We start from the raw sequence: 15,347 nt of genomic DNA on the forward strand, positions 1-15,347 counted from the left end.
GAAGTGTCCGAGGGATAATATTTATAGAACCACCTTGGTCGTATGCCATCGTGGACACATACATTGATATATCTGTCAATCTATTATTACCTAATCCCCCTGAAATCCTTACTAAACCAGCTTTGTTTCCCATACCTTCAATAATTCTATACCATCCATCGCCATTAGAAAGTGTAACTGTTGTTGTAGTTTGTGAAAAGACTGTGTTTCCTATGATAAAGAGGCATATATAAATAATTGTTTTCATATTTTTTAATATTAATTTTTAGATTTTAGTAAAACTTCAATTTTTTGTAATCTTTCTTCTAAAACTTCAACTTTAGAAGCCTGCTTTTTTAATGTGTTTATTTCTTTTTCTTGCTGTATCGTATAAAGCATCAATTCTTCAATTTTTTCAAGCAATTTTAAGTTCATTTCTTTAAGAAGAAGCCCATTAGCTTCCATCTCTTTTGCAGAAGGAATATTAGGTAAATGTCCTTCTTTTGTAATGTAGTTTTCTACCTCGTTTAAAGTTTTTAAATCGTAATCTTTATAAAACACATAATCGGGTGCCACGGCTCCTAATAAATCTACTTTTACTTCGTTGGAATGGATGCTACCTTTTACGGCAAGTTTTGCGTCTGGGGTTGTGGTACCAATGCCCACACGACCGTTTTCATTAATTCTCATGCCAAGGTTAGCTCCAACTATAAAGTCTAAGTTCTCAGATACACCACCACTGTTAGGTGTTGTTTTAATTACTGAGTTCCACTGTGAATCAGACAACCGTATAGCAGCTCCATTAGCAGTAGATGGGTTATGAATATTCAATATTTGATTGGTACTTCCATCTCCTTTTACATATAATTTATTTGTTGGATTTGAGGTGCCGACACCTATGTTTCCAGTAGAAGTAATCGTCATAACATCAGACCACGTTGCTGTACTATGTCTTGCTTGAAAGTTTAATAAGGTTTGCCCGCCAGGATCCGAATTAATAATTCGATGCCCAAATCCAGATCCCCAATCAGATGAGTTCCAAGTAATGGCTTTATTGACATAATTATTTGCATTTAAATTATCAAATGTTGTGGTTTGTGCATTAATGTGTATGGCAACAAATAAACAAAGGCTAATAATAAGTGATATTTTTTTCATGTTTTTAATATTTAAGAATCATTATGGTCTAATCAATTAATAAGGCATATACTTCTTCAACCGAAGTAATACCTAGTTTCACCAAATTAATGGCATTGTGTTTTAAGGTTGAGATGTGATGTTCTTCTAAATAATTATCAATTTCTAAATCGTTGTTTTTTATATGTGGTATAAGTGCTTTTGTAATGGGTATAATTTCATAGATGGCTTTTCTACCAGTATAGCCTGTATGATAACATGCTGAACACCCTTTAGCAATAAAGTGCTTGGTTAAGTCTTTTGGAATATTAAAATGCTCAGGAAAAATAGATTTAGAAACTAGGGCTTCTTCTTTGCAAGTATTACAGAGTTTTCTAACTAAACGTTGTGCAATACTTACATTTAGAGTACTCGCAATTAAAAAAGGTGGAATTCCCATATCTATTAATCTGGAAATGGTTGCCCAAGCAGAATTTGTATGTATAGTAGACAAAACCAAATGCCCAGTTAGAGCAGCTCGAATAGCCATATTTGCGGTTTTTACATCGCGTATTTCTCCCACCATAATAATATCTGGGTCTTGGCGCAAAAAAGTACGTAAGGCACTCGCAAAATCTAAACCAATATTTTCTTTTAGCTGTACTTGATTGATGCCTTCAAGGGTATATTCAATGGGGTCTTCAATAGTTACTATGTTGGTTTTATCGTCATTTAAAAGTTTTAAAGTAGCATATAACGTTGTTGTTTTTCCAGATCCTGTCGGCCCAGAAATAAGCACAATGCCATTTGGGTTTTTAATGGCTTCTTCATAGATTTTTAATTCTTGTACTGTAAAACCTAAATCGTCAATATCAATATGATTGGCATCTTTACTTAAAATACGTAATACTATTTTTTCGCCATGAAGCGTAGGTAGGCTAGACACACGAATATCAAACTCGTCGCTTTGCGATTTCACAGTAATACGTCCATCTTGAGGTAATCGCTTTTCTGATATATCTAAACTTGCTTTAATTTTAAGTTTGTTTATAATAATAGGGTATTCAGATAAATTGATAACAAAATGTTCTTTTAGTTTACCATCAATACGAAACCGCACTCTACATTTATGCTCATAGGGTTCAAAATGAATATCACTACTACCAATATTTTTTGCAGACATCAATATTTTTTCTAAAAAATCATTAGTATAATGTAAATCTTCTGTTTGGTTTAAATCCTGTTTTCTAAAATTATTAGTTAAATACAGTTGGATATTTTCTGTAGATTCAGAAATCAATTCAATTTGTTTTCCAAAAACAACTCGTAGTTCTTTTTTTAGATTTTCAGATGGTACATCAGATTTAAAAGTGAGCGTTCCGTTTTGTGCTTCAATAGGAATAATGTTATAGTGATACGCCTGCTCGCTACTTAAAAGCTGCAATAAATTTGTTGGTATGCTGTAGTTGTTGTTCATAATCTATTAAACATTATAAACAATATTTACAAAGCCAACCCAATGAAACAGATAACTCGTTAAAAAAAACAAACTCATATAACCCGCTAAAGGGACGGTAACCGTTTTTTGAGATTTGTTAAGTATAAGATGTAACACCAAGGAAAAAATAAGGGCGCTGATAAATAGGATTATAAATGATCCCGTTGAAAAAGAAACAGATATAGCTAAAAATAATAATAAGTCACCCAGACCTAGAGTGTTTAAAAACTTGGTTTTAAGTTTAAGTTTTGCATATAAATAGATTATTAATGTTAGTGCTACTAAAAAAGTCAAATTCATTAGTATGGAAACCAGAAATAATTCAGAAAGTGTATTTTGATAAAATAGGATACCTCCTAAAACTCCAATAATGGGAAATAGGAACCAATACACTTGTTGTTCTTTATAATCTTGAAGAAAAACCAAAGCGAAAGCTATAATTAATATAAGTTTTATAAATATCATTTAATCTTTTATAATTTGTTTTGGTGTGCCATTTTCATCAATTTCCCAAACATTAAAAATACCATCGCCATCAAAATCGGTAATAGCAGTTGCTTTGGCTTTAAAACTATTATTGGTAGCTGCTAAAATTTCGTAGCTATAATTGCTCGTCCCATTTTCTTGTACTGTTTTTGGAGCCTCAAAATCTATTTCACTTAATTCATTACTGTATTTAGAATACATATATCTATAAGTAGTTTGCGAGTTGTATATAAACTTTAACTGTGTTTGGGCCTCAACACTTTTGGTTTTACTTATTAATGGCATTAAATTAGGTAAAGCCAAGAGTAATAGTATACCAATAATAACAAGTACAATTAGTACTTCTTGCAAATTGTATGCTGGTAGTTTTTTTAATACGTGTTTATTGTTTTTAGACATATCCTTTTTCTTTAGCTATTTGAATGAGTTTCTTATCGCCTTGATCTTCTATATTAAATATTTCTTTTAGATGTCTTTTTCTGCGTTCTATACCACTTTTAGAAAGGTTAACAAAATTTGGCAAATCTTTGTTTTTTGTTCCTTTTGATATTTCGTGCAATAAAATCCTATCTGTAGAATCTAACACAAAATCATCTGCAATATGTTTACGTATTAAAGTCAAAATACTGGGACTGTAAAAAGGAGGATTTGTCAAAACACGGTTAATAGCATGAACAAGTCCTTTATAATCAATATCGCTTTTAATTAAAAATCCTTCTGGATTAACCGTTTTTAAAACATTATTAAGTCTATAGTTGTCATTATTAGAGGTATAAATAATGATTTTAACATGTGGAAAATATTTCCGCAGTTTCAAACCTAAATCTTCTCCAGATAGTATATTTTTTTCCTTTGATTTAGGAATATTGATGTCTAATAAAGCTAAATCGAATGGCCTACTTAATATGGCTTTTTCAATTTTATTCATAGCTGAATCGCAGTTAAGGGTTGGGTGTAATTTAAAATTCCAATCACCATTTGAATTGCTGAGTTGTTGAAAAATATCTTTAAGTAAGCCAACTATAATAGGTTCATCTTCAGCTATTAGGACATTAATAATATTGCTCATAGTTGAATAGATTTCATGATGTTAAATGTTCAAGCTAAAAGTATGTATTATGTAGGATTTTAGAGAAAGCTATTTGCTTACTTTTATTACGGGTTTTCCATAATAATACTTGAATTAAAACTTTACAAACCCGAACCACTATAATACAACACTAAAGCTTTATAAAAATTTTAGCTTGAGTAGGCAAAAAGCTTATTTTGAGTAAGCTTTTTGCTTACTAATTCCAATAGAATAGCTTACTCCAAAAACAATTCTCCTTTCTAATTTTATTGCATCATAATTTTTTAGTTCAAACATTCATTTAATCTGAATCCAAATGAAAACATCTTTAACATTTTTAATTTTAATCATTTTATCTATCAATATAGTTTTTGGGCAAGAACAAGAATCGCCTGCGCTACCAGTTATCACAACGCATTCTCCCAATGCAGCAAGTTTAGGTCAATATGGTGAGTATCCAATAGATTTTAGTACTGGAGTACCAAAAATTGAAATACCACTTTACACCATTAAGAGTGGAGATTTGGAGCTTCCAATATCGCTATCGTATCATGCTAGTGGCATTAAAGTAGATCAGGAGGCCTCGTTTGTAGGTTTAGGCTGGATATTAAATGCCGGAGGTGTTATAAATAGGATAATAAAAGATAAGCTTGATGATAGCAATGCACTTCCCTTTCCGGGTTTCTCGACAAGAGGAGATGACTTACCCGATTATAACTCTTATACCGATGATTTACCCTACGGCACTATTGGAAATGACCCTACCTATCAGGATGAAGATATTAGAACAAACTATAAGATGGATAAAGAACCTGATGTTTATAGTATAAGCTGCAGTAATTTGTCTGGTCAGTTTTGCTTAAACAATGATTTGAATTATACGAGCATGAATTATGAGCCTTATAAATATGAAGTAGATATTAATAATAAGTTAATTGTCATAACCAATGAAAAAGGAGAAGTCTATCGATTTGGAACAAGCCTAAGCAATGAAGAAGCTTTTGAGTCTACTGGAGTTGGTACCAGCACACGAGATGAAAAAAATGCTCCAGACTGGAGCGGTATGCTAAATGATTTACCATATGATTCTAGCTGGCATTTAACGGAAATTATATCAGCAAATAAACAGGACACGATATCATTCAAATATAAAACAGCAAGTTATTTCAATAACAAAATTTCTAGTGAAAGCAGATATGTTTTAGCAGATAGAAGCCTTGTGATAGTTGATGATAGAGGAAAGAATTACGACAGTCATATTCAAAATTATGTAGCATCATCAATTAACAATGTTAGAGTACTGGATAAAATTTTATTTAAGAACGGTTCTATAGAGTTTAGTTCAAATACAGACAGGTTGGATGTGGGAGCTAATTATCCAAGAATAACAAGCTTAACCGTATTTGATTTATTTGGGCAACAAATAGAGAAGATTGCGTTTAAAAACAATGATTATTTTAATAGAACGGGTATTGGAAGCACGAGTTTTCCCTCATTGATAATTACTGACTATAAGAGAAAAAGTTTAAAGCTTAACGCCGTTGAGTTTTACGATAAATATAATTCCTTCGTAAAGGATTATAAATTTGAATATGATTTAACTCCATTACCCCCTGTTAATACAAATTCACAGGATATTTGGGGATATTACAATGGTCAAAATAACACGACAATAATCCCAGAAACTTTTTATATCGATCGATCTAATAAACCAGTCTACGCTGGAGGAAACAGAGAATCTGATATAAATTATATGAAGGCTGGTATTTTAAACAAGGTTATATTCCCTACAGGAGGTTATACAAACTTTGACTATGAGTCTAACTATTATTTGTCTCAGGAGCAGTTGGAAGGCAAAAAGCCGACAACAAAATCCATTAGTTTGGCGGCTATTAATCGTTCTACATCTTGTCCTCAGGAGTTTTTTGAAGGGGTTCCGGTTAATAATACATTAGAGTTTACGGTTACGGAAGAGTTAGCCAATAATGGTGTTGAACTGGGTAAGCTAACCATTATGTTTTCCGATTATGATATCTTAAATAATGGGAACTATATGACGTATAGATTTACCGACTTAAGTCCAAGTGAACCCGTTGAATATTTCTTTGAGCACTTGCCAGAAAACAAAGAGAGCAATGCCGTGTTTACACAGTACGTATCTATAAATCAAGGACATACATACAGATTGGAAGCAATGACCAATGGTGTTACAGGCTCTTCCATGAGCATATGTAATAGTCCCTGGATTGAGTCTACATTGACCTACGATTATTTACTACCTGCTACTTCTCAAGAAATTATTCCCACACAGGCAGGTGGATTAAGGATAAATACAATAACCAACTACAATTCGGATAATCTTCCAGTAACAAAGAAAAAGTATTCCTATGGTGACTCGTTTTACGGTCCCAATGCGATTGGTGTCGGAACCCTAATTACAGATCCTTCAAAAAACTTCTATTATTATCCCTTGTTATATTATACTTATGTCGCCAAATTTCATGACGAAGTGTCCGAGGCTGCTTTAGAAAATACTTTGTGGTTTATTTCCTCTAGTAATATAGAACTGGGTACTAATAATGGAAATCCAGTCGACTATAATAAAGTTACGGAGTTTACAACCTCTTACTTAAATAATAGCTTAACAAATGGTAAGACCGAATATTATTATTCTCAAACCGATCGTAGTGTAGATATGAGCTGGTCGACAGCTAACCGACCTTATAATAGGTACATATTCCCTGCCTGGAAAAAAAGTAATCTTCAAAAAACCATTCAATATAAGCAGAAAGAGGACCTAAGTTACGAACCCGTCCGAAGTACGGAGTACACCTATACAGATTTTCCAGAACAGCGTATTAAAACGGTAAAAGTAATAGAAAGAGAACCAGACAAATATAGATCTTCTCATTACATCCCACATGATAATAACCCTAATAGGTTTTATTATTATAATTCGTATGTCTCAACTGGGAAAAGAATTCTAAATAGTGAAATTACGAAAGAATATGAAAATGGTCTTGAAACATTAGCTATAACAAAAAATTATTTCTACAATAATCTAGCGCATATAAAGCCCACGGGGATTACATCAACAAATAGCAAGGGAGACCTGCTAAGAACAAATATCGCATATCCGCAAGATATAGATGCGGGTGTTCGAACAGCAGCTGAACAAGCTTTGATTTCAAATCATCAATTGGCTGTTCCAATAAAAACAAAAACCTTTAAAAAAGAGGTGGGTAATCCCGAAGAATTGTTATCAATCCAATATACTAATTTTAAAGATTGGGATGTTGACTTAGGTCTTTCTACAAACACAAATATTATACTACCAGAAAACATTCAAGTCTCTAAGGGCTCAGGAGCTTTAGACAACAGGATTGAATATCACAAGTATTATGATGATGGCAATGTTCAAGAAGTTAGCAAAACAGATGGCACTCATATTGTGTATTTGTGGGGTTATAACGAGGAATATCCAATTGCCAAAATAGAAAATGCAACATTCTCTCAAGTAGAATCTGCAATCGCAACATTACACCTTAATTATGATACCCTTGAAGAAATACAAGCTAGATCTGATTTAGATAACGATAGGACTATCGGCACTTCTGGTAATGAGGGTGCTTTGCGTACTGCTTTAAATGATTTAAGAAACGCATTACCTAACGCAATGCTTACTACCTACACTTTTGATCCTTTAGTAGGGGTTACAAGCATTACAGGCTCCAAAGGCTATACCATCTATTACGAATATGATGATGCAAATCGTTTAAAAATGGTAAAAGATGCAGATGGTAAGATAGTAAGCGAAAACAAATATCATTATAAGAGTCAATAAATTCAAATTAAGTCATTGAGTTTTTTAACGTTCAATCATTAAAACACATTAAACCATGAGTTATTTATATAAAATTATTACGCTAAGCCTATTCATTTACACAATACAATTATCTGCACAAACACCTCAATTTGATTATACACTAACAAGTGATAAGCTTAGTGTTCTGGAAAAAACACAGCTTTTTAGTTCTACACTAATAAAAGTAGGTAATACATTGAAATGGGTACAGCACGTTAAAGGAACAAATAACACAATTACTTATCCTATTACTAAAATAGCCGGAGGTTGGAATATGAATTCATCTACAGGAAATCTTAGCTATACCTTATATAAAGAAGGCTTTAAAACATCTTTTAATTTAACTAGAATGGAAGGTGGTGTTTTAAAAGCTGTTATGAGTATTAAGCAAGGACAATCCCCTGAATTATTATACACGTTTAATATAACAAATATAACTTACCCTTAATACAATAGTTATGATACAGAATTTCAACCTTGATAAAAAGAATATCCTAATAAGTCTAATTCTACTTTTGGGAAGTTTTACCTTGTCTCATGCTCAAATAACAGGTTCAACTAGCGTACAAGCTAACAGCACGCATACCTATCAATTTAATAATGGGCAAAGCCAGTATCCCAATAATTGGATTATATCTGGAGGAACATTATTGAGCTCATGGAAAAGCGGGTCTACCTATTATGTTTCAGCTAAATGGGATGGAGGTATGAGTAACGGAACTGTAGTGTTTACATCTACAAATAATTATTTATATGTTTCAATAGCCTCATCAGCGCCATCTACACCTTCTACACCAACTATACAAAGTACCAACTGTGGAAACACTGTTTTGGCTAGAGGAAACCCTCCAAGTGGTGTAACTTGGTATTGGCAAAGCAGTAGTTCAGGCACAAGTACAAGCAATTCTAGTTCTACAATTACAAAAACTACTGGTAGCACGCAATATTTAAGAGCTAGAAATTCTTCAGGAACATGGAGTAGTTCTTCAAGTAGTAAGAGCTACAGCATTAATGCTATTCCCGCCGTTCCAAGTGCTCCAACTGTGGTTAATGATTGTGGTAATGCGGTATTAACCAAGGGGAGCTCACCAAGTGGCATTACCTGGTACTGGCAAAGTAGTTCTAGTGGCACTAGTACAAGTAATTCAATGACAACAATTAGTAGAACTACGGGCACAGTATATTACCTAAGAGCCAGAAATAACTCAACGGGCTGTTGGAGTTCAGCACGAACAATCAATTATACAATTAATAGTGTACCAGGAACCCCGAGTACCCCAACCATAACGAATAATTGTGGTAGCACCATATTAACCAGAGGGAGTCACCCAAGCGGACAGACTTTATACTGGCAAAGCAGTAGTGGTGGTACTAGTACAGGCAACTCGGGTAGTACAGTAACTCGAACCAGTGGTACAGTATATTACCTAAGAGCCAGAAATAACTCAACGGGCTGTTGGAGTTCAGCACGAACAATCAATTATACAATTAATAGTGTACCAGGAACCCCGAGTACCCCAACCATAACGAATAATTGTGGTAGCACCATATTAACCAGAGGGAGTCACCCAAGCGGACAGACTTTATACTGGCAAAGCAGTAGTGGTGGTACTAGTACAGGCAACTCGGGTAGTACAGTAACTCGAACCAGTGGTACAGTATATTACCTAAGAGCCAGAAATAACTCAACGGGTTGTTGGAGTTCAGCACGAACAATCAATTATACAATTAATAGTGTACCAGGAACCCCGAGTACCCCAACCATAACGAATAATTGCGGTAGCACCATATTAACCAGAGGGAGTCACCCAAGCGGACAGACTTTATACTGGCAAAGCAGTAGTGGTGGTACTAGTACAGGCAACTCGGGTAGTACAGTAACTCGAACCAGTGGTACAGTATATTACCTAAGAGCCAGAAATAACTCAACGGGTTGTTGGAGTTCAGCACGAACAATCAATTATACAATTAATAGTGTACCAGGAACCCCGAGTACCCCAACCATAACGAATAATTGCGGTAGCACCATATTAACCAGAGGGAGTCACCCAAGCGGACAGACTTTATACTGGCAAAGCAGTAGTGGTGGTACTAGTACAGGCAACTCGGGTAGTACAGTAACTCGAACCAGTGGTACAGTATATTACCTAAGAGCCAGAAATAACTCAACGGGTTGTTGGAGTTCAGCACGAACAATCAATTATACAATTAATAGTGTACCAGGAACCCCGAGTACCCCAACCATAACGAATAATTGCGGTAGCACCATATTAACCAGAGGGAGTCACCCAAGCGGACAGACTTTATACTGGCAAAGCAGTAGTGGTGGTACTAGTACAGGCAACTCGGGTAGTACAGTAACTCGAACCAGTGGTACAGTATATTACCTAAGAGCCAGAAATAACTCAACGGGTTGTTGGAGTTCAGCACGAACAATCAATTATACTGTAACACAACCAAGTACTTGGTATGCTGATTCAGATGGTGATGGCTATGGAAACGCCAGTGTTAATTCAAGTGCTTGCAGTCAACCTCCAAACTATGTAAGCAATAATTATGATTATGATGACACCACTACCAACATTACTAACATTGCCCCTCAAAATTTTTACCTAGATAGTGACGGTGATGGGTTTGGAGATCCTAACAACAGTGTTTACTATAGTGTCATGCCATCAGGCTATGTTGCAAATAATAATGATTTATGTCCTAACGAATCGGGTACAAATAATGGTTGCGATTATACACCTTCAACATTATCCGATGAAAATTATGTGTATACAAGAGTATATCAAGATCCTATGAGTAATGCATCTGAAATAAATCAAGATTCTGATATTATAGAAAGTATTACTTATTTTGATGGATTAGGCAGACCCATGCAAAACATAGGTATAAAGGCTGCTCCTGATAGAAAGGATATCATTACACATGTAGGTTATGATGATTTTGGAAGACAAGATAAAGACTGGTTGCCTTACCATGAATCCACTGGAAGTGTAGGAAGCTATCGAGGCGATAAGAGTTTAGTAACACAACAGTACTATCAAGCAAATTATGCTGATGACTTTCCGACTATTATTAACGCACAAGATATCAATGCCTATTCCCAAAAAGGTTTAGAAGAATCACCACTAAACCGTGTGTTACAACAAGCTGCTCCAGGAGAAGATTGGAAACTCGGTAACACTCACGAAATAGAGTTTAATTATCAAAGTAACACGCATGATGCTTTAAACCCTACAGACGCTTCAAAAGATAATGTAAAATTATTTAAAGTTAGTTTAACTTTAACATATACACCTACTTTAGTAGACGGTGGCTATTATACAGAACACACCTTGTACAAAACTATTACTAAGGATGAGAACCATAGTGGGACTTTAAAGGATCATACCACCGAAGAATTTAAAGACAAACAAGGGCGGGTATTACTAAAAAGAACATACAACAACGAGGTTAAGCATGATACATATTATGTATATGACGATTATGGTAATTTAACCTACGTACTACCTCCTTTAATGAATGCAAGTACGGCTAGTTTAACTACTATAAATACCCAGATAAACGATTTAGGCTATCAATATAAATATGATAGCAGAAATAGGTTGGTGGAAAAAAGAATACCAGGAAAAGACTGGGAATATATTGTATATGATAATTTAGATAGACCCGTATTAACACAAGATGCCAATTTACGAGTTGATGATAAATGGTTATTTACAAAATATGATGCATTTGGGAGAGTAGCCTATACGGGTATTCATACCAATACTTCGTATACTAACAGAACCAGTATGCAAAGTAACTTTAACACTCAGAATAATACACCCGAAGAACTGTATGAATCTAAAGATAATAATGGTACAGGCTACGATAATTCGTATTATACTAATGCTAATTTCCCAAATACCAGCATAGAGTTGCATACAGTAAACTATTATGATGATTATAATTTTGACAAAGCCAGTTTAGTTTTACCAAGTTCTGTTTTTGGTAAAACAGTAGTTAATTATAACGACACCAATAAAACAAAAACTAAAGGATTGGCAACAGGTAGTAGAGTTCGTGTTTTAAATGTTAGTCCAGCAAAGTGGATAACCACGGTAACAGGTTACAATGTAAAGGGTCAGCCTCTTTATGTGTCTAGTTATAATGCCTATTTAGAAACTACAGATGTTGTTAAGAGTGAACTTGATTTTGTTGGGAAAGTTACAAAAACGGTAACCAACCATACCAAAGGAGCAACCGCAGTAACAACAGAAGATTTGTTTACTTATGATCATGTAGGGCGGTTAAAAAAGCAAACACAAGAGTTAAACAACACCGATGTGCTAGAAGTTATTGTAGAAAATACCTATGATAATTTGGGGCAATTAACCAGTAAAGCTGTTGGTGGTAAAACCACACAAGGTAGGCTACAAGATGTAGAGTACACCTATAATATACGTGGTTGGTTAAAACAAATAAACAACCCTGCAGTATTAGGTAATGACCTGTTTAGTTTTAAACTAAATTACAATACGATCGATTATCATGCACCAAACACTGAAAAAGAACTCTATAATGGCAACATCTCTGAAACCGAGTGGAAAACAAAAAACTCAGACCAAGGTTTAAAATGGTATAAGTATAGTTATGATGCTTTAAATCGAATTACAAGTGGTTTGGCAAACTCAAGCAATTACAATTTAACTTCGGTTAGTTATGATAAAAATGGAAATATAAATAATCTAGTAAGGCAAGGCGTAAGAGCTATGAGTGGCAGTACTGTTACTAGTTATGGCGAAATGGATAATTTAACCTATACCTATCAATCTAATAGTAACAAACTATTAAAGGTTACAGATGCAGCCACACTAGATCAGTATGGGTTTATTGATGATGCAGAAAATACAGCACAAGACCTTATTAATGACTATACCTATGATGATAATGGTAATATGCTTTCAGACCAAAATAAAGGCATTACAAGCATTACTTACAACCATTTAAATTTACCAACAGATATTTCGATAAACGGTAATGGGAATGTGGGGACAATTTCGTACATTTACGATGCCACTGGAGTAAAGCTTAAAAAGATTGTGAGTACAGGAAGTAATACATTATATGCAGGTAATTATGTTTACCAAGAAACTTCGGGCAATGAAGTTTTAAAATTCTTTAACCATCCTGAAGGATATATAGAGCCTAAAGATGAAAATAACTTATCTCTTAGTTATAATTATGTATACCAATACAAAGACCATTTGGGTAATATTAGGTTGAGTTATAAAGACAATAACGGCACCCTTGAAATACTAGAAGAAAACAACTACTACCCCTTTGGTATGAAGCATAAAGGTTACAACAACGTAGTAAACTCAACCAATCCAGCTTTAAAGTATAAATTCGGTGGTAAAGAGTACCAAGATGAACTAGGTCTTGGCTGGTATGATATTACTGCTAGAAACTATGACCCAGCTTTAGGGAGATGGATGAATTTAGACCCTTTAGCTGAAATGATGAGGAGACATAGTCCGTATAATTATGCGTTTGATAATCCAATTTATTTTATTGACCCTGATGGGATGATGCCTTTTGGACCTGGAGACCCACCACCAGGAACTCCCGACCCAGTTGGATGGTTGAAAGAACAAGGAAAATCCTTTTTGTCATGGGTAGGCTCTGGAATTGACGCTGTAGGAGGTGCTATTAGTGATGCTGGAGACGCAGTGGCAGATTTCTTTCATAATGATGGAGAAAGTTTTAATGCTCCATCTGGTAGTCCAAGTAGAGACTCTAGTGGCGGTGGAGGAATTTCTTTTACAAGTAAAGATGGAGCTTCTGGAGACCAATCTTTAATAACAAAAGGAGACGCATCAACTGAACAAATAAATGTTGATGGTATAAAAACCATTGCAAGTATTGTTAAAAAAGCACCAAATGGAGCAAATAAGGGCAGGCCAATGTCTACAAATAATAATGCTTCCACAGCTAATACAGCTGTTAAAAATGTTAAAGCAGGAATGGGACTTAGCAAAAATGCTGTCTCTATAGCGGAAAAAGTTGATGCAGCAACAAGTAGTGGCGGTTCAATGAGTACGACAAATACAACTGGAGAAGTTTCTACTCAATCTGCAACCACTAGAACTTGGATAACTGCTTCTGACGGTAGTGCTTATAATTTGGTAATAGCAAACCATGAGTCTACTGAAAAAGCAAAAACAGATTCTATAATAAAAGTAAACAAAGGAACTACCGTCAATGAAACAAAAATAGATTCAGTGACTATTGATTATCACCAATAAAGATTAACATGAAAAAAAATATTTTACTTTTTGTAATACTAACTTTTATTTTTCTCTTGTCTTGTAATGAAAAAGTAACAACTGAGTTTTACGAGAATGGAAATAAATTTAAAAAATATCATAAAAAAGACGGTAAGTATGAAGGAATTTATGAAGAGTATTATCCTGATGGAAACCTAAAAGTTAAGAAGGTTTTTGAAAATGGAGTTGAAAGGGATTCTATAATTTATTATAATAATAATTCCTCTTCTAGCATTATGAAAATTGAATATTTATCAGTTATAGATTCTGTCAAGCAAAAATATTTTCATGAAAATGGAAATTTAAAAAAGGAAGGTTTTGTGAATTTGAACAGAAATGCAATTGGAAAATGGGTATTTTATAATGATAAGAAAGAAATAAGTGCTGTTAGAGAATATAAAAATATTTCTGGCAAAGAGTATTTAAATCAAGAATGGGCATTGAACCCTAGAGGAGACACATTGTACTATCAAAGTAATTTTTTTAATTTTTATAGCTCTAGTGACACCATCTATTTGAATGAACCATTTAAAGGGATAGTACGAGTAGACTGCCCCTTATTTAAAGATAAAGAATCTGAGATATATATACTATTACCACATATAATAGGTAATCTTAATTCTGATTTTTCTAATGAACATAGAATAAAGTTAGATACATTTTATAGTTTAAAAAAGGATATTAAAAATCAAAAATGGTTCTCTAATGAACAAGCTAAATATCCGTATATAGCTGCTTTTGGTAAAAAAAGCCTGAAAAAAGGTAAGAATATTATTAGAGGGATTATTTTGGAGTCTTATTTTGATAAAAATAAATCTGTTGATATAATGCATCGTAAATATTTTGAAAAAGAAATTTTTGTTAAAGATAGTATAGGTAGTGTTCCAAATTTAAAAGAAAACCAAACATAGCGTAATCCCCTAGCTGTTCCCTAGGGTAATGGATTAAATTAGTGGGTAATTAATTTTTTTAATTTAACTCATTAAGAATCAATAAAATAAAATCAATTTTAAAACT

10 protein-coding genes are annotated in these 15,347 nt (G+C 33.9%); 4 read left to right on the plus strand and 6 right to left on the minus strand.

Features of this window, described 5'->3' with window-relative positions; translation table 11 throughout:
• The 6 genes from RG22_RS18035 to RG22_RS16015 form a co-directional block, all read right to left on the minus strand.
• Positions 1-247: hypothetical protein (locus tag RG22_RS18035; protein ID WP_204244194.1), on the minus strand; the 247-nt coding region annotated here is incomplete at its 3' end.
• A gap of 11 nt (positions 248-258) precedes the next feature.
• Positions 259-1,137, minus strand: a complete 879-nt coding sequence (locus RG22_RS17390; protein WP_052143789.1) for a tail fiber protein — start codon at positions 1,135-1,137, stop codon at positions 259-261.
• A 28-nt stretch (positions 1,138-1,165) separates the two neighbouring features.
• Positions 1,166-2,572 carry a GspE/PulE family protein gene (locus RG22_RS16000; protein WP_034045115.1) on the minus strand — a complete coding sequence of 469 codons (1,407 nt, stop codon included), beginning with the start codon at positions 2,570-2,572 and terminating at the stop codon, positions 1,166-1,168.
• Between the two features lie 6 nt (positions 2,573-2,578).
• On the minus strand, positions 2,579-3,058 hold the full coding sequence (locus RG22_RS16005; protein WP_052143790.1) for a hypothetical protein: 480 nt from the start codon (positions 3,056-3,058) through the stop codon (positions 2,579-2,581).
• Positions 3,059-3,478: a prepilin-type N-terminal cleavage/methylation domain-containing protein gene (locus RG22_RS16010; RefSeq protein WP_034045118.1), complete on the minus strand. Its 420-nt coding sequence runs from the start codon at positions 3,476-3,478 to the stop codon at positions 3,059-3,061. It lies immediately after the preceding gene.
• Positions 3,471-4,148 (minus strand): response regulator, encoded by a 678-nt coding sequence (locus RG22_RS16015; RefSeq protein WP_034045121.1) that lies wholly within the window; start codon positions 4,146-4,148, stop codon positions 3,471-3,473. The genes RG22_RS16010 and RG22_RS16015 overlap by 8 nt, the downstream gene beginning before the upstream one ends.
• A gap of 316 nt (positions 4,149-4,464) precedes the next feature.
• Between RG22_RS16015 and RG22_RS16020 the strand changes: the two genes are divergently transcribed.
• Genes RG22_RS16020 through RG22_RS16035 form a run of 4 tightly spaced genes read left to right on the plus strand, consistent with a single transcriptional unit; the run spans position 4,465 to position 15,241 of the window.
• The gene (locus RG22_RS16020) at positions 4,465-7,992 is read left to right on the plus strand and encodes a hypothetical protein (protein ID WP_034045123.1); all 3,528 of its coding nucleotides are present in this window, start codon (positions 4,465-4,467) and stop codon (positions 7,990-7,992) included.
• A 55-nt stretch (positions 7,993-8,047) separates the two neighbouring features.
• On the plus strand, positions 8,048-8,461 hold the full coding sequence (locus RG22_RS16025) for a hypothetical protein (protein WP_034045126.1): 414 nt from the start codon (positions 8,048-8,050) through the stop codon (positions 8,459-8,461).
• A 10-nt stretch (positions 8,462-8,471) separates the two neighbouring features.
• Positions 8,472-14,309 carry a DUF6443 domain-containing protein gene (locus tag RG22_RS17395; protein ID WP_081997755.1) on the plus strand — a complete coding sequence of 1,946 codons (5,838 nt, stop codon included), beginning with the start codon at positions 8,472-8,474 and terminating at the stop codon, positions 14,307-14,309.
• Between the two features lie 8 nt (positions 14,310-14,317).
• On the plus strand, positions 14,318-15,241 hold the full coding sequence (locus tag RG22_RS16035) for a toxin-antitoxin system YwqK family antitoxin (protein ID WP_034045128.1): 924 nt from the start codon (positions 14,318-14,320) through the stop codon (positions 15,239-15,241).
• The last annotated feature ends 106 nt before the right edge of the window (positions 15,242-15,347 follow it).

This window comes from Wocania ichthyoenteri Th78 (assembly GCF_000789235.1).
GTDB classification, from domain to species: Bacteria; Bacteroidota; Bacteroidia; order Flavobacteriales; family Flavobacteriaceae; genus Wocania_A; species Wocania_A ichthyoenteri.